The sequence below is a fragment of the Cytobacillus kochii genome, assembly GCF_020171845.1.
In the GTDB taxonomy this organism is placed as follows: Bacteria; Bacillota; Bacilli; order Bacillales; family Cytobacillaceae; genus Cytobacillus; species Cytobacillus kochii.
On record NZ_JAIVAM010000012.1, the window covers coordinates 147,384 to 167,815 of the forward strand.

The 20,432-nt window shown below is 36.6% G+C and carries 23 protein-coding genes and 2 other annotated features; of the genes, 5 read left to right on the forward strand and 18 right to left on the reverse strand.

Annotation, left to right across the window (positions count from 1 at the left end; translation table 11 throughout):
* Positions 1 to 106 precede the first annotated feature (106 nt).
* From LCM23_RS19600 to LCM23_RS19625, 6 genes are all read right to left on the reverse strand, one after another.
* A complete protein-coding gene (locus LCM23_RS19600; RefSeq protein ID WP_224938442.1) occupies positions 107 to 973 on the reverse strand; it encodes a carbon-nitrogen hydrolase family protein in 867 nt (288 codons plus the stop codon).
* A gap of 139 nt (positions 974 to 1,112) precedes the next feature.
* Entirely contained in the window at positions 1,113 to 2,825 is a 1,713-nt protein-coding gene (locus LCM23_RS19605) for an ABC transporter ATP-binding protein (RefSeq protein WP_224938443.1), read from the reverse strand.
* Between the two features lie 73 nt (positions 2,826 to 2,898).
* Complete coding sequence (locus LCM23_RS19610; RefSeq protein WP_224938444.1) at positions 2,899 to 4,509, reverse strand: glycoside hydrolase family 3 protein; 1,611 nt, start codon at positions 4,507 to 4,509, stop codon at positions 2,899 to 2,901.
* Between the two features lie 61 nt (positions 4,510 to 4,570).
* The gene (locus tag LCM23_RS19615; RefSeq protein WP_224938506.1) at positions 4,571 to 5,020 is read right to left on the reverse strand and encodes a threonine/serine exporter family protein; all 450 of its coding nucleotides are present in this window, start codon (positions 5,018 to 5,020) and stop codon (positions 4,571 to 4,573) included.
* A 28-nt stretch (positions 5,021 to 5,048) separates the two neighbouring features.
* Complete coding sequence (locus tag LCM23_RS19620; protein ID WP_224938445.1) at positions 5,049 to 5,807, reverse strand: threonine/serine exporter family protein; 759 nt, start codon at positions 5,805 to 5,807, stop codon at positions 5,049 to 5,051.
* Between the two features lie 311 nt (positions 5,808 to 6,118).
* A complete protein-coding gene (locus LCM23_RS19625; RefSeq protein ID WP_191817265.1) occupies positions 6,119 to 6,457 on the reverse strand; it encodes a MerR family transcriptional regulator in 339 nt (112 codons plus the stop codon).
* A gap of 181 nt (positions 6,458 to 6,638) precedes the next feature.
* Between LCM23_RS19625 and LCM23_RS19630 the strand changes: the two genes are divergently transcribed.
* The 4 genes from LCM23_RS19630 (at position 6,639) to LCM23_RS19645 (ending at position 7,716) form a co-directional block, all read left to right on the forward strand.
* Positions 6,639 to 6,785, forward strand: coding sequence for a Fur-regulated basic protein FbpA (locus LCM23_RS19630; RefSeq protein WP_224938446.1), 147 nt, complete (start codon positions 6,639 to 6,641; stop codon positions 6,783 to 6,785).
* Positions 6,786 to 6,811: 26 nt separating this feature from the next.
* A complete protein-coding gene (locus LCM23_RS19635) occupies positions 6,812 to 6,949 on the forward strand; it encodes a hypothetical protein (RefSeq protein ID WP_180316959.1) in 138 nt (45 codons plus the stop codon).
* A gap of 285 nt (positions 6,950 to 7,234) precedes the next feature.
* Positions 7,235 to 7,429, forward strand: coding sequence for a hypothetical protein (locus LCM23_RS19640; RefSeq protein WP_224938447.1), 195 nt, complete (start codon positions 7,235 to 7,237; stop codon positions 7,427 to 7,429).
* Between the two features lie 5 nt (positions 7,430 to 7,434).
* The gene (locus tag LCM23_RS19645) at positions 7,435 to 7,716 is read left to right on the forward strand and encodes an iron-sulfur cluster biosynthesis family protein (protein WP_224938448.1); all 282 of its coding nucleotides are present in this window, start codon (positions 7,435 to 7,437) and stop codon (positions 7,714 to 7,716) included.
* 37 nt (positions 7,717 to 7,753) lie between these two features.
* On the opposite strand, the gene LCM23_RS19650 is transcribed toward LCM23_RS19645, so the two are convergent.
* The 11 genes from LCM23_RS19650 to LCM23_RS19700 form a co-directional block, all read right to left on the reverse strand.
* Positions 7,754 to 8,413, reverse strand: a complete 660-nt coding sequence (locus tag LCM23_RS19650; protein WP_224938449.1) for an SOS response-associated peptidase — start codon at positions 8,411 to 8,413, stop codon at positions 7,754 to 7,756.
* Positions 8,414 to 8,607: 194 nt separating this feature from the next.
* Positions 8,608 to 10,209, reverse strand: a complete 1,602-nt coding sequence (locus tag LCM23_RS19655) for a catalase (RefSeq protein ID WP_224938450.1) — start codon at positions 10,207 to 10,209, stop codon at positions 8,608 to 8,610.
* Between the two features lie 72 nt (positions 10,210 to 10,281).
* Entirely contained in the window at positions 10,282 to 10,881 is a 600-nt protein-coding gene (cdaS, locus tag LCM23_RS19660) for a sporulation-specific diadenylate cyclase CdaS (RefSeq protein ID WP_224938451.1), read from the reverse strand.
* 133 nt (positions 10,882 to 11,014) lie between these two features.
* Positions 11,015 to 11,794 (reverse strand): tryptophan synthase subunit alpha, encoded by a 780-nt coding sequence (gene trpA, locus LCM23_RS19665; RefSeq protein ID WP_224938452.1) that lies wholly within the window; start codon positions 11,792 to 11,794, stop codon positions 11,015 to 11,017.
* Positions 11,791 to 12,993: a tryptophan synthase subunit beta gene (trpB, locus tag LCM23_RS19670; RefSeq protein WP_224938453.1), complete on the reverse strand. Its 1,203-nt coding sequence runs from the start codon at positions 12,991 to 12,993 to the stop codon at positions 11,791 to 11,793. The genes trpA and trpB overlap by 4 nt, the downstream gene beginning before the upstream one ends.
* Before the next feature lie 14 nt (positions 12,994 to 13,007).
* Positions 13,008 to 13,616: a phosphoribosylanthranilate isomerase gene (locus LCM23_RS19675; RefSeq protein ID WP_224938454.1), complete on the reverse strand. Its 609-nt coding sequence runs from the start codon at positions 13,614 to 13,616 to the stop codon at positions 13,008 to 13,010.
* Complete coding sequence (trpC, locus tag LCM23_RS19680) at positions 13,613 to 14,395, reverse strand: indole-3-glycerol phosphate synthase TrpC (protein WP_224938455.1); 783 nt, start codon at positions 14,393 to 14,395, stop codon at positions 13,613 to 13,615. Before trpC ends, LCM23_RS19675 begins: the two co-directional genes overlap by 4 nt.
* A 4-nt stretch (positions 14,396 to 14,399) precedes the next feature.
* Positions 14,400 to 15,425, reverse strand: a complete 1,026-nt coding sequence (trpD, locus tag LCM23_RS19685; protein WP_224938456.1) for an anthranilate phosphoribosyltransferase — start codon at positions 15,423 to 15,425, stop codon at positions 14,400 to 14,402.
* Positions 15,394 to 16,008, reverse strand: coding sequence for an anthranilate synthase component II (locus LCM23_RS19690; RefSeq protein ID WP_224938457.1), 615 nt, complete (start codon positions 16,006 to 16,008; stop codon positions 15,394 to 15,396). The genes trpD and LCM23_RS19690 overlap by 32 nt, the downstream gene beginning before the upstream one ends.
* On the reverse strand, positions 16,005 to 17,390 hold the full coding sequence (gene trpE / locus LCM23_RS19695; protein ID WP_224938458.1) for an anthranilate synthase component I: 1,386 nt from the start codon (positions 17,388 to 17,390) through the stop codon (positions 16,005 to 16,007). The genes LCM23_RS19690 and trpE overlap by 4 nt, the downstream gene beginning before the upstream one ends.
* Positions 17,391 to 17,472: 82 nt before the next feature.
* Positions 17,473 to 17,726, reverse strand: a binding site (T-box leader).
* Positions 17,727 to 17,763: 37 nt separating this feature from the next.
* Positions 17,764 to 18,009, reverse strand: a binding site (T-box leader).
* A 33-nt stretch (positions 18,010 to 18,042) separates the two neighbouring features.
* Positions 18,043 to 18,696 (reverse strand): MOSC domain-containing protein, encoded by a 654-nt coding sequence (locus tag LCM23_RS19700; RefSeq protein WP_224938459.1) that lies wholly within the window; start codon positions 18,694 to 18,696, stop codon positions 18,043 to 18,045.
* A 154-nt stretch (positions 18,697 to 18,850) separates the two neighbouring features.
* On the opposite strand from LCM23_RS19700, the gene LCM23_RS19705 reads away from it, so the two are divergent.
* On the forward strand, positions 18,851 to 20,098 hold the full coding sequence (locus tag LCM23_RS19705; protein WP_224938460.1) for an MFS transporter: 1,248 nt from the start codon (positions 18,851 to 18,853) through the stop codon (positions 20,096 to 20,098).
* 188 nt (positions 20,099 to 20,286) lie between these two features.
* Here LCM23_RS19705 and LCM23_RS26250 read toward each other — a convergent pair whose 3' ends face one another.
* Entirely contained in the window at positions 20,287 to 20,370 is an 84-nt protein-coding gene (locus tag LCM23_RS26250; protein ID WP_224938507.1) for a putative holin-like toxin, read from the reverse strand.
* Positions 20,371 to 20,432: the final 62 nt, after the last annotated feature.

Below are 20,432 nucleotides of genomic sequence, written 5' to 3' on the forward strand. Positions count from 1 at the left end.
TATCTGTTACTGAGTTTTTGACTCGTTTGTTTACCTCAGGGTTCTCCCTAAGTATGGACACATACTCACTGTTTTTAGTGGAAAATCAATGACATGTTCAATAATCCTATCTTGCCTTTTCCCAATCATAATATAAATCTGTTCTTCGGTCACGCCAAGTTGTAACAGATCCTTTTTTTCTTACTTCATCCAATAAATGAAGATCGATGTCAGCTGTAATAATCATATCATTATTTAATTCCCCCTCAGCTAAAACACCTTGCGGAGGAAAGGGTATATCGTTTGGTGTCATGATAGCTGCTTGTCCAAAATTTGCACGCATAAAATCAACTGTGGGAAGTGATCCCACCGTCCCTGCACCTACTACATAGATTTGATTTTCGATTGCTCTTGCGTGAGAAGTGTATCTGACGCGATGAAAACCATGGCGGTCATCGGTACACGAAGGGCAAAAAATAACATCTGCCCCTTTCGCTACTGCCATGCGGACAATCTCAGGAAATTCTATGTCATAACATGTAAGAATCGCAATCCTACCTTTTTCTGTATCGAAAACTTTTAAGTCTTCACCCTTTGTTATGCCCCATTCATATATTTCAGTCGGTGTCAAATGAAGCTTTGCTTGTTCTTCTATCCGTCCATCCGGGTAAAAAAGATGGGCCATATTATAGAGACGATTATTTCGCCTGATTACGTGAGTCCCTGCAATCATATGCATATTTGTTTCGGCAGCTAATTGAGTAAACAGCGATTGATATTGTTTCGTAAAACCTGGTAATTCTGCAATGGATAAACTCTCACCCGTTTCACTACCAATTGATAGTAATTGAGTTGTAAAAAATTCTGGAAACAATACAAACTCAGAATCAAACTCTTTTGCAGTAAGAATATAGTGTTTGCATTGACGAGCAAAATCCTCAAACGAACGAATCGTATGCAAATGATACTGCACACTAGAAACTCTCATCTTCATTGTCATCCTCCTTATCTTTTGGGCATAATAAAACCCAGAGAAAGAAAAGCCACATTCTTTCTACCGGGTAAACAAGTCTTTCTTTAAATTTCACATATCTTTTATTATGATAAATAATCTTCACTTTGACAACCTTTATTTATTGGTACTGCACATGATGTAGGTTCGCAAAAATCCCTTCAAGAGCGAGTAACTCTTCTTCAGTTCCTTCTTCGGTTATACCATCCTCAGTAACAACCATGATTTTATCGGCATTTTTAATCGTGGCAAATCTATGGGCTATAACAAGTGTCGTTCGATCTTTAGATAACTCAGTTAAGGCCGACTGAATGAGTTTTTCAGTTTCGGTATCAAGTGCTGAAGTGGCTTCATCTAAGATTAAAATCGGTGGATTTTTCAAAAACATTCTCGCAATGGCTAAACGTTGCTTTTGTCCCCCAGAAAGTTTTAACCCTCTCTCGCCAACTTGTGTCTCGAAACCATCAGGTAACGTATCAATCCATTGCGTTAGGTGGGCTTTACTTGCTGCTAATATGATTTCCTCTTCCGTTGCATCCAACTTGCCATAAGCAATATTCTCTTTAATGGTGCCTGTAAACAAAAAGACATCTTGTTGAACGATACCAATTTGATTTCTTAAAGAGTTTTTCGTCATATCTTGAATGTTGATACCATCAATCGTAATGGTTCCTTTATCAACATCATAAAATCTAGGTATTAAGGAACAAATCGTAGACTTTCCAGCGCCTGAAGGACCAACAAAGGCCACCGTTTGTCCAGATTGAATATGAAAATTCAACTCTTGTAAAACTTTTTGAGTATCATTGTACCCGAATGTGACATCGTTAAAGGTAATATTCCCGTGTAATGAATCAACTTCTATTGCATCAGGCTTATCATTTATATCTGGTTCTTGATCAATCATTTCTGTGAAACGCTTGAACCCTGCCATTCCTTTTGGATAGAGCTCCATTAACGCACTAATTTTATCAATCGGCTTTAATAAAAGATTAGCATACAATACAAAAGCGACCAACTCTCCTGGTGCTAACTGATTATTGAAAGCTAACCAAGCACCAAAAACTAAAACAGATAGAATTAACACTCTCGTGAGGAAATAGACGCCAGATAATGTGATCCCCATGACTTTATAGCCACGAAGTTTAGCCGAACGAAACCTTCTATTATCCTTTGTAAATCTTTCAATTTCAAAAGCTTCATTTGTAAAAGACTGAACAACACGGGCACCAGAAACACTATCTTCTACCCTACCATTCACTTCGGCAATTTCTGTATACATTCTTTTCCAAGCTTTATTCATAGAAATATTACAATATGCGATGAGCCATACAAGGAACGGCACAATAAATATTGCTACCAATGCAAGCTTCACATTAATAGTTAACATGATCCAAAAAGCGCCGACAAAAGTCATCGCTGCAATAAAAAGGTCTTCTGGTCCATGATGGGCTAACTCACCAATATCCATTAAGTCATTGGTTGTCCGGCTCATAATATGACCGGTTTTCGTATTATCAAAGAAACGAAAAGATTGCTTCTGCACATGTGTAAATAATTGCTGTCTCATATCTGTTTCAATATTAATACCAAGTTTATGTCCCCAGTAGTTAACAACAAAATGTAGCCCAGTACTCGTAAAATAAAGAGCAAACAAACCCGCACTAACCGCAACAATCATTGACCAATTGTTGGTTGGTAGTAATTCATCGACAAACCAACTAACAGCTAATGGAAAAGCTAATTCTAGTAGAGCAACGATAATGGCACAACTAAAATCAATAATAAATAATCTTTTATGAGGTAAATAATAAGTGAAAAATCTTCTAAACATGCTATTCTCCTAACTTTCAAAATATATCTTGGATTATATGCCTCGAAGATAAAAGTTACAATACCTTTTTACTTTATTTACACTGCTCTTCATTCATTACAATCACTTTTCCTGTTGAATCGTATATGGAAACTGGTAGACATCCTGTTGCTAACAATTCCCCTCTAAGATAATCACTTACTGCCTGTATACTAGCTTTCGATTGACTAAATGTAGCAATAAATCCTTGTACAAAATCCCATTGTTCATAGTGATAAGGAGTTGTTGTCGAAATCACTATGATTGGCTTCTTTTCCTTTTGTAGGTTGTTATTCAATAACGCGCCTTTTTTATGATGTAAAATATAAATGAGTCGTTCTGCCTCTTCTTCGGTTGTAACGGAGATTCCCGCTTTAACTAATATTTCAGTTAACCGTTTGTTCGATTGATGATTACTGCCATCATCTATGAATGCCACCCTCTCATTTTTTTGAATCGGGAGCGTCTCATCTCGTTTTATAATTGTAATCCCTTTTTCAGCCGCTTCTTTTTCTACCTTAAGATGTTCTTTAACACGTATGACATCAATCGTGTTATGCTCTTTAAATAACTGTGCTTTCAAGTTTAGAATCCTTAGCACAGATAAATCAATTCTTTCCTCACTAATAACCTCTGTTTTGACGGCATTTATCAGCGCCCGCTTAACAGTTAATGCTTCACTTGGCATTAATAATATATCTGCACCAGCATTAACAGCAGAAATAGCGGCATCAGCTGCTGTAAAATTGCTCGCTACCGCTTGCATATTTAGGGCATCTGTTATAACTACTCCATTAAACCCAAGACTTTGCCGCAGAAGATTCGTTGTTATAGCGTGAGATAGCGATGCTGGATATACTGACTTCTCAATAGCCGGAAACGCAATATGAGCAGTCATAATGGATTGAAGACCATTGTCTATTAAATATCGATAAGGTATGAGCTCATTTTTCTTTAATTGCTCGATAGACTTAGACACAGTGGGTAACCCTTTATGAGAATCAACCGTTACATCACCATGACCTGGGAAATGCTTTGCTACAGCAACTATTCCTGCTTCATGGAGCCCCTCCATAAAAGCTGCACTCATTTTTGCAACTAAGTATGGATTTTCCCCAAAAGAGCGGACACCTACGATGGGATTTAAAGGATTACTATTCATATCAACCACTGGTGCGAAGTTCATATTAAAACCTAATGAATCCAACTCCTTTCCTAATACTGAGGCGACACGCTTTGTAAGTCCAAGATCACTACTAGCTCCCAATGCCATATTTCCTGGCATTTCTGTTAAGAAAGGGAGACGATTCACTATTTCTCCACCTTCTTGATCTACGCCTATAAAGAAAGGAATTCCACGATTGAGATGTTGTAATTCCGTTGTAAATCGCTTTGTTTGTTCCATCGATTGAATATTTTCCTTAAAAAAAATAATCCCACCAGGTTGGATTTGATCTATTACCCGAATGATTGAAGCATTCACACCTATTTGTCCGCTCCCGACTGTTTGATTAAAATCTATCATTAACATTTGCCCTATTTTTTCCTCCACACTCATTTCATGGAGTTGCTGTGTTACGTTCGTTTTTTCTATAGTTAAAGCTTGAACCCCCGATTCATTTTGCAAAAGAAACATAAAACAAATACAAAATATGAAACGTCTCATCCTGCTTTCACATCTTTTCATTAATTAATAGAAAAGAGGTGCTATGCGCACCTCTTCTCTATTATGTGTTTCTGGATGTTATTTTATGTTTTGCTTTCATAAACAATTGAAAAAACACTTCTGCAATGACAAGTCCCACCGCAATCGCACCTGATATCATAAATGCCTTTGCTGCCAATTGGATGGCCATATTATAATCATTTAACACAAAATGTCTCATTGCATCATAGGAAATACCACCTGGAACCAATGGAATTATACCAGCAACACTGAAGATAATTATTGGCGTACGATAGATTTTTGCGAAAATATGACTAATTGCTGAAATGAACACTGCAGAAATTAACGAAGCGGGGATTGCATCATAATGATTGTTCACAAGAATTATATAGATGATCCAGCCAACCATACCAACAAACCCACAACGCAATAATGATTTTCTTGGCGCATTAAAAATGACACCGAACGATGTTGCCGCAATAAAACTTGTAAACAAATGTGTAATAACCATTGTCATGTATTTCGCACCTCACTTTCATTTAACTCATAGTTGCAAAGACAACAGCAATCCCAGCACCTATAGCAAATGCTGTTAAAAACGCTTCTGCGCCCTTGGATAAACCTGAAACAAGATGCCCTGCCATTAAATCTCTCACAGCATTAGTGATCAGTAATCCAGGTACGAGTGGCATAACGGAACCAATAATGATTTTATCCAGTTGCTCACCTATTCCGATTTTGACAAAAAGCATCGAGATCACACCAATAATTAGAGAGGCCAGAAATTCAGAAAAGAAGCGAATTTGCACTACTCTCTGCAAAAAAATAAAAGAAAGGAAACCAACACCACCAGTAATAAAGGCAGGAAAAAAATCATGCCACTGGCCTAAAAACATAATCATAAAACAAGCACTAGCAATAGATGCTGCAAGTACCTGTTGATAAATTGGAAATGTATAATTTGCCTTTTCAATTTCCATTAACTTTTCAAATGCTTCTTGTCTTGTCAGTTCGCCATTACTTACTTTTCTCGATACACCATTTACTAATGTCACCTTATATAGATCTGTAGAACGTTCTGAGATTCTTATTAATTTCGCTGGGTTGGTGTCATCAGTCGAAAAAACAATTCCTGTAGGAGTAACATAACTATGTGAATTAGGAATGCCTAATGCCCCCGCTATTCTCGTCATTGTGTCTTCCACACGATATGTCTCTGCTCCGGATTGCAGCATTATTTTACCCGCTAATAAACAAAGCTCAATTACTTCAAACACATGTTCATTATTTTTACTCAAAGAAATATCCCTCCATGTCGTCAAAACCTTATTCTGAAGGTCCACAATTACGCTTATCCATCGTATACGAATTCGTTAAAATAAGGAAGTATTGAGAAGAAATACAGAATTATTTTACTAATCCCTTCTAAAACCAATATAGAGGGACAGCCTTCATTTCTCATAGAATATGTATTTATGTCATCATATATAACAGAATACCATTAACGGCATATTCTGTAACATACGAGATAAAAAAAGGGCTTTAAAACGGAGACTACTTTCGTCATCCTGTTTTAAAGAACCCTGCCACCTTCTATTCTTTTCAAATATCAACTAAATCTCTTTCCATTATTCTGCCCCATAAATCTCGCATTGAGTTGTCCTTGTATCATTTTCTTTCTTGTTTCGCGATCTTCTTTCACCTTTTCTTTTTTATACTCCATACGAATTTCATCTGTTCTCACACCTTCTTCTCGTTTATTTGCAATATCTATTAACCTTTCTACATCCGAAAAAGAATATTTGCGATTACCACGATCAGACCTTGAAGGAAATATCAATTTTCGTTCTTCATAGTATCTAATTTGTCTTTCGCTTAATCCAGTAAGTTCACTAACAGCGCCAATTGAAATGACTTTTCTTTCCTTATATGACCATTCATTTTCCATCTGCAGACCACCCTATTTCAAGGTTTTATTTCTATTATACAGAATTGTTAAAAAATTTCACTAGTTATGTTAAAAAAAATAACATAAAATAAACCATGTTAGATTATCTTACAATTCAGATGATTTTTTATAACAAACGTTTTAGAATGACATCATCATCCATTTAAAGGAGCAGATAAAAATGCAATATTTACGTAAAGCGGTGGAAAAGAAACGAAATTATTTGATTAAGTTATTACAAGAATACGGTTTGCACGATCAGAAACTTCAAAGCTTAACACTCTCTGAACTTGAAGGATTATCAAAAAAACACTTATCAATTAAATAATCAAAATTAATTGGGGGATTTAACAAATGGAAAATGAAGAAGCAGTTCAATTAGCGAAAAAAATTATTGAACTCGACTTATTAAGAGACGAGATATGGGAGTATTATGCGGCTCTTACAGGAGATGATGCACATAAACTTCTTCGCCTTGTACAAAACAGTTAAATCGGACTATTTTGTTAAATTCTCTGACTAATTATGTAGAGATTTACGGAACGTTGATCTTTTTATTTCTATTTACGTAACCATTTATATGTAAAGATATAAAATATTTATATATAAAGAAACGAACTCCATTCCGAGTAATAGTGGAATGAGCTCGTTTCTTTTTTTATTGATCCAGCCATCATACAACCATGTTGTACGAAAAATATGATAAAATGAATATTAAAGCCATCTCAGATTTTCCTCATACTGATTAATATATTCCCACTATTAGGAGGGTTATAATTGCCAATTTGGTTAACTATTGCCTTAAGTATTTTAGTAGGACTAATTATCATTGAAGAAGTTATACATTATGTAGTTCGTCGTTCACTTTTTTATCAAACCCATGAAAATGATGAAAAGACAATTCGAATCAAGAGATGGTCTCAATTTAAAGAGAAGTTAATAAAATTCAGAGCGCAAAAAAACAGGAGTTGAGTAACTTGTTTGCAATTACAAAAGAGGCCACACAGGCACTCTTAGATTGGAGCGGTCAAGACAAAGTGATGATTCGCTTTCGAATTACGACCCCTTGTTGTAACCAGCGGAAATATGACCTTACACTAACCGATACAATCACAACACAAGACGCTATCTATACAAATGATACAGTGCAAGTCATATACCACCCTACAGATTTACCTTATCTACAGGATACAATGATTGATTATAGCGATGGTGGATTCTTTATACGCCATCCACATCCTCTCGTACAACCATTCTAAAATTGTTCAAGAAGGAGCTCTTGAACAATTTTTTAGATTATAAACTATTCAGTAGCTCAGGATAATCATTATGCACAGAATTCACCAATTCTGAGACTTTAACCATTTGCATTTCATCACTTTGAAAAGGTTTGCATAATGATTTCAGCTGTTTTTTATCTTTGCTATACATCCACTTATCCCCTTCATTACCTGTTAACATGACCGGCATACGATGATGAACAGACGACATGATCTCATTTGCTGCTGTAGTTAAAATACAACATGATGTAAAAAGTTCGTCCCCTTGTCTATATTCGCTCCAGATTCCCGCCATCGCAAACGGCTTTTTTTCAAGCAATGTAAAATGAAAAGGCTGGCTTTTACCACCTTCTCTTTTCTTCCATTCATAAAAGCCATCAGCTAAGACTAAACAGCGCCTTGTATGGAAAGAGTGCTTAAAGCTAGGTTTCTCATCCACTGTTTCTGCACGTGCATTAATGAATGAAGTGCTATTACGTTTTGCTTTTGCCCATGGTGGTATGAAACCCCATGTCATTTTCCTCCCAATTTTCTCTCCTTGCTCCTCTACTATAGCTAAAATTTTTTGCCCCGGTGCAATATTATACCTGGGTAAATCCGCTACATCATGATAATAAAACTCAAATGTTTTTTGTAGAATGAACACTTCTTCAGATAAAGTAAATCGACCACACATGATGACAACCCCTTTCCTAATAAAAGCATATACCAACCATATTCAAAACGTAAAAATATAGCTGCCTGATAATCTAAAGGAATCTATTTTCTACCCTAACAACCCTTTTTCATAGCCTTAATTACGTGAGTAACGCTCATAGGTACTTTATAATTCCAATAAAATAAAAAGAAGGGCAACAAGCCCTCCTTTCATTAATAACGATCTGCATCATGCCCCATCTGTTCAGCATGTCCGGGTGCGTCATCGCCATCTTTATCACCAAGTGGACGACCTTTATGCATCCCTTCCTCTTTCCGAGCATTCGCTAAACCTTCTCTTAGCCTCTTGCCATATTCATCATCCGCTGATTCAGCTAATGTAATCATTTTATCTTGTAACACCTTAGCACATGTGGAAAGGTCATTCACTAAGTTTGATATCAGTTCATCTTTTTCCCAGTCTTCAAATTCACGGAAGGTATGTCCTGCCTGTTTTGTATTATCATCACGATCAATCGATTCTCGAACGAGCTCACCACTAATTTTTGGTGTATGCTCTTTACCGAATTGCTCTGATTCTTTTAAACCACCTAAACTAGATGGTTCGTAGTTAATATGCGGATTTTGGCCAGGTGCTTTATCGACATAGTAAGACATCTGTCCTCCACGCTGATTTGTCGCTTGATTTGTTTTCGGCTTATTAATAGGTAATTGCAAGTAGTTAGGTCCAACACGATATCTTTGCGTATCTGAATAAGAAAATGTTCGACCTTGCAACATTTTATCATCAGAAAAATCAAGACCATCAACGAGTACCCCTGTTCCGAAGGCAACTTGTTCGACTTCATTAAAATAATCTTCCGGATTCTTATTTAACACCATCTTACCAATATGAAGCCATGGAAATTGATCCTCCGGCCATAATTTTGTATCATCCAAGGGGTCAAAATCTAATTCTGGATGCGCATCATCACTCATGATTTGAACGAAAAAATCCCATTCAGGATAATTACCTTTTTCAATTTCGTCATATAAGTCTTGTGTAGCATGATTGAAATTCTTTGCTTGAATCTGTTCGGCTTCCTCTTGTGTTAAATTTTTTATCCCTTGCTTCGGTTCCCAATGATACTTTACAAGTACCGCTTCCCCATTTTCGTTAACCCATTTATATGTATTCACACCCGAGCCTTGCATTTGGCGATAGTTTGCCGGTATTCCCCAAGGTGAATAGAGAAATGTGACCATATGAAAACTTTCAGGTGAATTAGCACAAAAATCAAAAAACCTCTCTGCATCCTGAATGTTGGTTAATGGGTCTGGTTTAAATGCATGCACCATGTCAGGAAACTTCATCGCATCCCGAATAAAAAATATTTTTAAATTATTTCCTACTAAGTCCCAATTCCCTTCTTCTGTATAAAATTTTGTTGCAAACCCTCTCGGATCTCGCAGTGTTTCCGGGGAGTGACCACCATGGATAACAGATGAAAAACGAACAAACACGGGTGTTTTTTTCCCTTTTTCCTGGAAAAGTTTTGCCCTTGTATATTTAGATACTGGTTCGTCACCTGCCATGCCGGTCGCTTCAAAATAACCATGAGCGCCAGCACCTCGTGCATGCACGACCCTTTCTGGAATACGCTCACGGTCGAAGTGACTAATTTTTTCAATAAAATCATAATTTTCTAGTGTCGCTGGTCCTCTGTTGCTTACTGTTCGTATGTTTTGATTATTAGTAACCGGATGTCCTTGGCGATTGGTCAAGGTTTCTTCTTGTTCGAGTTTTTCATTTTCACCATTATGATCATTATTCATTAGAAAAAAGCCTCCTTTTACATATCTTTCCTTGAGTAATATGTACAAGTTAGAGCTTTTCTATGTATAATTTTAAGGACGAACAACAAATAACTCTCCTTTATAAGCAAAAGAAATACGACCAGACTCTTCTGATACAACTAAGATAACCGCATCCGTAAGTTCCGATAAACCAAGTGCCGCCCGGTGTCGTGTACCTAAAACGCGCCCATTCACTTCCCTATTGGTTAAAGGGAGAATATTTCCAGCTGAAATGATTATATCACCACGAATTAATGTTCCTCCATCATGTACAGGACCACCTGGATAAAAAATCGTTTCTATTAAAGCTTGACTCACCCTTGCATCGATTTGAATGCCATTATGGATAAAGGGCGTAACATCCACTTCGCGCTCGATAATGATTAAACCACCGTGACCTTTGTTCGATAGTGTTTGCCCCGCTAATGATATGCTAGAAAAATGGTTTGTAAACGGTGATAAATAATGTTGCAAGTAATAAATCGCCGTTAAATTATGGGCATTAGACACAATTTGTTGGAGCTGTTCAAATTCGGTTAAAATGCAACAATCAACGCCAATATTAATATTTGATAAGTGAGAAAGTTGAGCCTCGATATCCTTTATATATTGTTCAAGTGTGCTCTGGTAGTCTTCTAAACCATATTGCATTTTTTTCTCCTTTCGCGGGAATATTTTTTCTCCTTATCATATTTTGATTTATCAGTCGTTAATTATGTTCTTTTTCTGTTGTTAGTTTTAGGTAAAAAAAAGAGCCAATCGGCTCTTTATCAAACTTCATTTTTCAAGCAATAGGTAGCTTGGTTGCGTTAATCAAAGTGCGGATCTGTTCATTATTACCAGCTTCCATTAGCTCTATAATTTTTGATCCGACAATGACGCCATCACAATACTGAAGAATTTCTTCTACATGTTCTGGTGTGGAGATTCCAAATCCAGCTAAGACAGGTAGTGGACTTATACTTTTTATTTTCTCTAAATGACTTGAGAGCTGAGAAGCAAATTGTGCTCTCGTACCAGTAATGCCATTTACGGTAACAGCGTAGACGAAACCTTTACCTCGCTTGGTGATTTCCGCAATTCTTTCGATTGGACTTTGTAATGTCACTAAACGAATCAATTCGATCTTAACTTCATCTAAGTAAGAAGTGATAATCTCTTCTTCTTCAATAGGTAAATCAGGAATGATTAATCCATCGATACCGGATGTTTGAATATCTCTCGAGAACCGCTCCAGCCCATAAGCTAATAATGGGTTCATATACGTCATAAAGATCAATGGAATATGGATTATTGGTCGTATTTCTCTCATACACTCTACAATTTCTTTTAAGGTAACATCCGTATTTAAAGCTCTAATACCAGCCTCTTGAATAACGGGACCATCAGCTACTGGATCAGAAAATGGGATACCTATCTCAATGGCAGTTGCTCCTGCTTCTTGTAAAAACACTAACTTTTCTTTCAAAGATGTTAAGCCACCGTCCCCAGCCATTACATAAGGTACAAATGCTTTTTTTCCTTCTTTTTTCATTGTTTGGAACACTTTTTCGATACGGTTCATGCTTTCACTCCCCCTATTTTCGATCTAACAGCCTCCATATCTTTATCTCCTCTACCAGAAAGACAAACAACGATATGTTCTGTTGGCTCCATTTCTTTTGCAAGTTTTATCGCATAACTAATTGCATGGGCACTTTCTAATGCCGGAATAATTCCTTCAGTTTTCGAAAGCACCTGTAACGCTTCCAGTGCTTCATCATCGGTAATGGCATCATATTTCACTCGTTCAATATCATGTAAATAGCAATGTTCTGGCCCAATCCCTGGATAATCTAGACCTGCTGATATTGAATGGGCTTCCTGTATTTGACCATCTTCATTTTGAAGGAGATACATATAGGCTCCGTGAAGAATACCAGGTTTGCCTTTCGCTAATGATGCTGCATGCTTTTCACTATGAAGTCCTAAACCAGCAGCCTCTACGCCATAAAGTTTTACTTCACGATCTTCTAAAAACGGATAAAACATGCCAATTGCATTACTCCCTCCGCCGATACATGCCACTATCGCTTCTGGAAGTTTAGCTTCTTTTTTGATAAATTGTTTTTTCGTTTCCTGTCCAATCACACTTTGAAAATCTCTCACAATTTTTGGGAAGGGATGTGGTCCCATAGCAGAGCCCAATATATAATGCGTATCTTCTACATTTGACACCCAATATCTTAATGCTTCATTAACTGCATCTTTTAAGGTTGCACTTCCAGACTTTACACTGATGACCTTTGCACCGAGTATTTCCATCCGAAATACATTCAATTGCTGACGCAATATATCTTCTTCTCCCATAAAAATCACACATTCTAAATTAAGCAGCGCACAAGCCGTCGCAGTTGCTACACCATGCTGACCAGCCCCTGTTTCTGCCACAACCTTTGATTTTCCCATTCTTTTAGTCAATAATGCTTGCCCAAGAGAGTTATTTATTTTATGGGCACCAGTATGATTTAAATCTTCGCGCTTGAGATAGATTTTTCCACCCCCAGCGTATTTTGTCAAATTTTTCGCGTAATAGAGTGGTGTTTCTCTTCCAACATAATCTCTTAATAAATCATTTAGCTCATTTTGAAATGCAGGATCCACTTTTGCTTTTTCATATTCTTTTTCTAATTCTAGGATGGCCTGCATAAGCGTTTCTGGTACATATCTTCCTCCATACGTGCCAAAATGTCCTTTTTCATCTGGTAGGATAGTTGTTGTCATTTTTATTCCTCCTCTTAATTTGTTGCTTCTATAAATCTTCTAATTTTACTCGGACTTTTTTTTCCATCTATTTCAACACCTGAACTTACATCAACCATAAAGGGAGCACATTGTGAAATGGCGACTTTAACATTTTCTGCTGTTAAACCACCAGCGAGAATTAATTTAGGGTGTTTTCTTTGCATTTCTTGCAGCAATGTCCAATCAAAGCTCGTTCCATTACCGCCATGGTATTTACCTCTTGGACTATCAACAAGAATGTAATCATCATCGTATTCATAGATAAGGTCGATATCTTTTTCGCTTTTCATTTGTATCGCTTTAATTACCTCAAAACCTTGAGATTTGATTTCTGTGCAATAGGTTTTCGATTCATCACCGTGTAATTGCACATGTGTTAAGCCTACTTCTTTTGCTATAAGAAGAAGCGATTCTATTGGCTCATCAACAAAGACTCCGACCTTCCATACATTTATAGGCAAACCTTTAATAATCTTTTTCGCCTTCTCGGTAGAAATTCTACGTTTACTTACAGCAAAAACAAATCCGAGGGCATCAGCCCCATAGACTATTGCTTGCTGTGCAATTTCCTCACTAACAATTCCACAAATTTTCACTTTCATTTCGATCCACCAGCCAAATTTTGCGTCTTTTTCATTTGCCCCATTAATAATTCTAAGTTTTCAGATGTCATCAATGCTTCCCCGACTAAAATACCGTCTGCTCCAGCATTAATTACTCTTGCTACATCTTCCCCTGTTTTTAATCCACTCTCACTAATTAAGAACGCTCCTGATTCTTTTATAAGTGGAGCGAGTGATTCCGTTACCTGCAAATCCACACCAAATGTATGAAGGTCACGATTATTCACACCAATGATTTCAGCACCTAATGCTATTGCCCTTTCTGCTTCAGCTTTATTGTGTACTTCGACCAAAACCTCAAGACCCTCATTGATTGCAAAATGAAAGAGTTGTTTTAACTGATCTTTCGTTAATGCTGCAACAATCAATAAAATAACTGTTGCCCCATGATTTTTGGCATAAACGATTTGCCTTTCATCGATAATAAAGTCTTTACATAATAAAGGTAGCGATACCGCATCAAAAACAGTTGTTAAATCTGTAAAATTTCCTTTAAAAAATGGGGTATCGGTCAGAACAGACATCGCATCAGCACCAAAGCGTTCATATAAACAGGCTTGCTCGTCAGGTTGTAATAGATTATTTATGATTCCTTTAGAGGGAGATGCTCGTTTAAATTCAGCGATAATCACAGGTTTATTTTTTTCTAATTGTTTTAATAAAGAGCGGGTAGTTCCGTTCCTTCGACTATTTTCTGAATAGGCTAAATTTGATAAAGTTCGTCTTTTTTCTGAAATGATACGATCTAAGATTGTCATGAGTCTATATCACCTTTTCTGTAGATTGAACACTTAATGCTTTTAGTTGCTCTAACTTTTCCATGGCTGCGCCTGAATCAATGATTTCTAAAGCAAGTTGCACGCCTTCCTTAATTGATTCAGTTCTTCCACCAACAAAAATACCTATCCCAGCATTAAGCGCAACGGTTTCTCGATACGCCCCTTTTTCTCCGTCTAAAACCCGAAGTAAAATAGCTGCATTTTCTTTTGCATAACCACCACGAATTTTTTCATTCGCATATACATGTAACCCCACCTCTTCAGGATGAAGCATAGTCGTTTGAATGTTTCCGTCTTTTAAAATAGCTAAATAGTTTTCACCTTGTAAGGAAGCTTCGTCCATATACCCTGCTCCATTGATAACGACCGCTCTTTTTCGTCCTAGCTTTTGAAGGACTTCCGCAAACATTTCAACAGCATCTCTTTTATAAATGCCTAATAATTGATTTTCTAAATTCATTGGATTAATTAGCGGACCTAATAAGTTAAATGTTGTCGGAATTCTTAAATCTTGTCTGACTTTCATAATCCTCTTGATTTGCGGATGAACATTAGGTGCAAATAAAAATGCGATGCCAATCTTTTCTAATATTCCTTCAATTTGTTGTGGTGATAAATCAAGACGAATCCCTAAATGTTCCAAGACATCCGCACTGCCCGTTTTACTTGATACACTCCTATTCCCATGTTTCGCGACAGGAATACCGCTTGCAGCTATAACAAAAGCAGAAGTGGTACTAATATTAAAGCTTTTTGAACCATCTCCTCCAGTACCACAATTATCCATTAAATGAGGAATAGATGTATCAAAGGTTAGCGCATAAGCTCTTAATGTTTTTACAAATGTTGCGATTTCATTAACCGTCTCTCCTTTTGCTTTTAAACTAACAAGAAAGGCAGCAATTTCACTATCCGTAATATCTGGTGAAAACAGATATTGTACAGCTTCTATCATTTCTTCTTCCGTTAATGAAATGCTATTGGTTAATTGCAGCAGAATTTCTTTCATCTTTCTCTCTCCTTTTAGTGTTTTCAATAAAATGTCTCAACATCTTTTGTCCTTGTAATGTACCAATGGATTCAGGGTGAAATTGAAATCCATATAAATCAAATGCTTCATGCTTAATAGCCATTATTTCGCCGTCCTCTAGTGAACGTGCTGAAATGTTGAAGTACCCTGGAAGGCTACCTGATTTGATGACTAATGAGTGATATCTCATCACTACGAGCGGTTGACTCATATATTGAAATACCCCCCCACCCGTATGCATCATGTTTGAGGTTTTTCCATGCATAATTTTCTTCGCTTCAGTGATTTCACCTCCGAATGCATATCCAATTGCTTGATGACCTAAACAAACACCTAAAATGGGGTATTCTTGATGTAATTGTTGAATCAATTCCACACATATCCCTGCATTTTCTGGGCGCCCAGGGCCAGGTGACAAAATGATATGAGTCGGATCTAATAAACGAATTTCTTCGACAGTTATTTGGTTATTTCGTTTCACTACGACCGTTTGCCCTAGTTCTCCTAAATATTGATACAAGTTATAAGTAAATGAATCATAATTATCAATTAATAAAATCATTTGTTTGCCTCCAGAAATGCCTTTAATTTATGAATCGTTTCTTCATATTCTTTTTTAGGAATCGAATCATAAACAATCCCTGCACCAGCCTGAATATATGCGTTCCCATCCTTTGCTACCATCGTTCGAATAGCAAGAGCAAAATCCATATTACCGTTTGTCGATAAATAACCAATGGCTCCGGAATAGATCCCTCTTTTTGTTTCCTCTAATTCATTGATAATTTCCATCGCTCTTATTTTTGGTGCACCTGATACTGTACCAGCTGGCAGGCAAGAAATAAGGGCATCAATATTTGTACATTCATTCTTTAACTGCCCCTCTACTTCAGAAACGAGATGCATCACATGTTTATATTTTTCAATATTCATATATTTCCGAATGCTAATCGTCCCAAATTCACATACTCTACCTAAATCATTTCTCCCAAGATCAAGAAGCATTCGATGCTCTGCCACCTCTTTTTCATCTTGCTTAAGCTCTTTTGCTAACAGATCATCTTCTAAATTACTTCTCCCTCTAGGCCTTGTGCCGGCAATTGGATTAGTCATTACTTTATGCTGATTCACCTTTACTAAACTCTCTGGAGAAGCCCCCGCTACTTTGTAATCACCAAAGTCCAAGTAATACATATATGGAGAAGGATTATCAATTCTGAGTTTTCGGTAAAAATCAAAAGGATCTCCACTTATTTCTGCTTGTAACCGCTGGGATAATACTACTTGAAAAATATCTCCCGCCTTTATATATTCCTTTGCTTTTTCTACTTTTGAGATAAAGGCATCTTCGCTCATTAATGGTCTATATTGACTGATTCGCGCTTTTTCACCCGTTTTTTGCTCCATAGAAAATAGCTCTGCCTTACGCTTACTTAATTTTTCTTCTAGTTGCCTTTTATTTGATACGATAGGTACGCCTACTAAAAATAATTTTTGCTTTAAATGGTCAAAAACAATCACTTCTTCAAAGAACATGAAATGTACTTCGGGAATTTGCAAATCATCCTGTATTTCAACGCCTATTTCTTCATATTGTCTTATGACATCATAACCAGCAAACCCCACGGCACCACCAATAAAAGGGAATTGTTGAGAATTGTGAACGCCAATTTTTTTCATTTGCTCTTTGACTACTTCTAACGGTTTATTTTTTACTTCTTCTCTCTCATTTTCTGAGAGTATAACCGTAGTTCTTGCACTTCCTTGCACTTCTAAAACGGGATTGCAGCCGATAAAAGAAAATCTACCAGCGTCTTCATGTTTTAAAGAACTTTCAAACAAGAATTTCTTTTTACCTGAAAGCTTTTGATAAATGGCAATTGGTGTTAATAAATCACCGTCATTGACTTCTAAAATAACCAGGGTTTCTAAAGTCTGATTCATTTCTTCACTTCTCCTTATCAATAATAAATCGAATTTAAACGCAAAAAATCCCCTATACCAAAAACGCTCAATAGCTTTAGGTATAGAGGACGTATCTATATAGATGCGTGGTGCCACCTCAGGTTCAGAATGTCCATGTGGACATTCTCTTTTTCAAGTACAGATTCAAAATCGATACTCTATCCTTTTAACGGCGGAATCCCGTGTCCCTTACTTACATTTTTCAGGGTACCTCTCACAAGTCCATTCCATTTATCGATCACACCGGATTCCCACCAACACCGGCTCTCTTATGTGATTAACGATAAATATACTACTCTTGATCAACGATTTTTTATATGAAATTAAACGAAAAAGGGCCTCTCTCCTTATTAAAAAGGACGAGAGACCCGTGGTGCCACCTTTATTAGCTGTATATTACAACTCACTTAACAAATACGAATAACAAATTCGTATTTATCTCTTTTAACGATGAGACATTCGCCAGAGCCTACTAGTTATAAAGGTTCGGTCTGGAAGCTCGGAAGTCCATTCACTTATATCACCCACTGATTCCCACCAACCATCAGCTCTCTAAAATGAGCATATATAAGATACTACTCTTCGTCATTGCTTACGTCTTTATTTGTTACATATGATATGCCTGATTCTTTTAATTGTCAATAGGTTTTTGTTTATTTTTTAATCTTTTTTCTAAAATTTCTGTCCACTCTTGCGATAACCCCGATACATTCAACAGTTTTTCCATTGCTTCAATATCTCTAAGTTTATGTAGTATAATATCAGTCGCATCCCATACAGACAGTTGCGATTGCTTTCTTTCGACTAATTGAATTTCTGACTGAAGGTTAATCGTTCCCTCTTTTAACACACGGAAAAAATAACCTGTATGATTCGTCTGAAAAACCTTTTTTAGTAATTGATCTTCACCATTAAATTTTGAGATGGTTGAACAAGGAACTCTCCCTTGTGTCACTTCAACAATCGTTTCACCAATTGCAAACACATCTCCAATATATATTTCCTTCTCAGTCATATTTGTTGTACTAATATTTTCACCAAAAGAAGGAAGTATAAAAGTACGGTTAAATGCCTTTTGCCATTTTTCATAATGTTCGTACGGATAAAGACATAATGCTCTGTCAATCCCACCATGAAAATCTGTATTAGCTACTCCGTCACCTTCAATCGCATCTTTTTTTAAAAAGAGTTCTTTTACAGGTGTTTTACCGATAGCAGATGTTTCATGCTTTTCTTTCCATTGATAATCTTTAGGTTTACCTTTACTTAAAGATACAATTCTCAATTTCCAGCCCCCTTTATCTACCTTTCATTTTAGCTTTTATTACTAATTTTTACTAGTTAAGAAAAAACAAAATTGTAGCCATACTTTCCGTTCATTTCGTTCATATTAATAAATAGTGTTTGTGAGGGTAAAAACAATTGAAAGTGAGTTAACCATGGACCATATTGAACAAGCCATACAAAAAAAGACGACTAAAAATAAAAAACAAAATAAAAAGAATAACCAAAAGTGGGCTATTTTATCTATTTCTTCTATCCCGCTTGTCATGACCCTTGGAAATTCTATGCTCATACCTGTCTTACCAGTTATGGAAAAAGAACTATCAATTAATTCTTTCCAAGTAAGTATGATCATCACAATATATTCCATTGTCGCAATCTTTCTCATCCCGATTGCCGGTTATCTTTCTGACCATATTGGAAGAAAAAAAGTCATTATCCCTAGTCTGTTGATTGCAGGAATTGGTGGAATTGTTTCTGGTTGGGCTGCATGGAAGTTGGAAAATCCCTATACGGTCATCTTGATTGGAAGAGCCCTTCAAGGGGTAGGAGCTGCCGGAGCTCAACCAATAGTCATGCCATTAGTTGGAGATATGTTTAAAAATGATGATGATGTAAGTAGTTCGTTAGGTTTAATCGAGACCTCCAATACTTTCGGAAAAGTATTAAGTCCCATTTTAGGAGCTTTGCTTGCTGGGGTAATTTGGTTTTTACCTTTCTTTTCTATTCCTATTTTTTGTTTATGTTCGATTATCTTAATGCTGTTTCTCGTAAAAACACCCAATAAGCGAGAAGAACCTATTCCTTTTAAGGAATTTTTTCAGCATATAAAAGACATCTTTACACAAAAAGGAAAATGGTTATATGCCATTTTTCTTATTGGTGCAATCCTCATGCTTGTTCTATTCGGGATATTATTTTATTTATCCGATTTATTAGAGAAAAGCTATCATATAAAAAATATAAAAAAAGGTCTGCTACTGGCATTACCTTTATGTTCACTCTGTGCATCTTCCTATATTACAGGAAAGTTAATTAAGCAAAACAAAATATTGATGAAGTGGATGATATTTGTAAGTTGTTTAGGAGCAATGATCTCTGTAGCATTACTAAGCTTAAATGACCAACTTTGGTTTATGATTATGCTGTTTCTGTTATGCGGGATTGGTATCGGAGCGGCGTTGCCCTGTTTGGATGCAATGATTACTGAAGGCATTGAAAAAGAGCAAAGAGGGACGATATCTTCTATTTATAGCTCTATGCGTTTTATTGGTGTTGCAGCAGGACCACCTATTACGGCATTATTGTTAAAGCATGCAGAAAATTGGATGTTCTATATCTTTAGTCTTATTTTACTGATAGCTGCATTAGCAACCTTCTTAGCAATTAAGCCGAAATCATAAGGAACACAGAAGATAAACCCGTGACAACTGAACACTCATATGATATGATTTTATTATATATTACGTATAAAAATGACCACAGGTGTTGCAGCACCTGTGGCCATCTGCAATAGGTTCGTCCTAAAAGGGGACGGCCAAATAAGTTTGACGTAGACCTCACCCTAAAAGTTTAAAGGCTCAAGGGGGGTCTATTTTTTATGATTAAAAGCTAAGACCGCCATAATCAGTGTTGTAAATGAAATCATCAACATTAGAGATTCAAATACTGTCAAAAGGCCTCACCCCCTTTCTACGGGGTTAGCCGACCACCCTTGTGAACACTATCGCTCTTCCA

Coding starts and splice junctions, on each gene's coding strand:
- LCM23_RS19690 (WP_224938457.1), bottom strand. CDS start 16,008: ATGATTTTATTAATTGATAATTATGATTCATTTACTTATAACTTGTAT.
- trpB (WP_224938453.1), bottom strand. CDS start 12,993: ATGACAACAACTATCCTACCAGATGAAAAAGGACATTTTGGCACGTAT.
- LCM23_RS19655 (WP_224938450.1), bottom strand. CDS start 10,209: ATGAATAATGATCATAATGGTGAAAATGAAAAACTCGAACAAGAAGAA.
- trpD (WP_224938456.1), bottom strand. CDS start 15,425: ATGAAAGAAATTCTGCTGCAATTAACCAATAGCATTTCATTAACGGAA.
- LCM23_RS19705 (WP_224938460.1), top strand. CDS start 18,851: ATGGACCATATTGAACAAGCCATACAAAAAAAGACGACTAAAAATAAA.
- LCM23_RS19650 (WP_224938449.1), bottom strand. CDS start 8,413: ATGTGTGGTCGATTTACTTTATCTGAAGAAGTGTTCATTCTACAAAAA.
- LCM23_RS19625 (WP_191817265.1), bottom strand. CDS start 6,457: ATGGAAAATGAATGGTCATATAAGGAAAGAAAAGTCATTTCAATTGGC.
- LCM23_RS19615 (WP_224938506.1), bottom strand. CDS start 5,020: ATGGTTATTACACATTTGTTTACAAGTTTTATTGCGGCAACATCGTTC.
- trpC (WP_224938455.1), bottom strand. CDS start 14,395: ATGACAATCTTAGATCGTATCATTTCAGAAAAAAGACGAACTTTATCA.
- LCM23_RS19610 (WP_224938444.1), bottom strand. CDS start 4,509: ATGAGACGTTTCATATTTTGTATTTGTTTTATGTTTCTTTTGCAAAAT.
- LCM23_RS19630 (WP_224938446.1), top strand. CDS start 6,639: ATGCAATATTTACGTAAAGCGGTGGAAAAGAAACGAAATTATTTGATT.
- LCM23_RS19635 (WP_180316959.1), top strand. CDS start 6,812: ATGGAAAATGAAGAAGCAGTTCAATTAGCGAAAAAAATTATTGAACTC.
- LCM23_RS19675 (WP_224938454.1), bottom strand. CDS start 13,616: ATGAAAGTGAAAATTTGTGGAATTGTTAGTGAGGAAATTGCACAGCAA.
- cdaS (WP_224938451.1), bottom strand. CDS start 10,881: ATGCAATATGGTTTAGAAGACTACCAGAGCACACTTGAACAATATATA.
- LCM23_RS19600 (WP_224938442.1), bottom strand. CDS start 973: ATGAAGATGAGAGTTTCTAGTGTGCAGTATCATTTGCATACGATTCGT.
- LCM23_RS19605 (WP_224938443.1), bottom strand. CDS start 2,825: ATGTTTAGAAGATTTTTCACTTATTATTTACCTCATAAAAGATTATTT.
- trpE (WP_224938458.1), bottom strand. CDS start 17,390: ATGAATCAGACTTTAGAAACCCTGGTTATTTTAGAAGTCAATGACGGT.
- trpA (WP_224938452.1), bottom strand. CDS start 11,794: ATGAACCGTATCGAAAAAGTGTTCCAAACAATGAAAAAAGAAGGAAAA.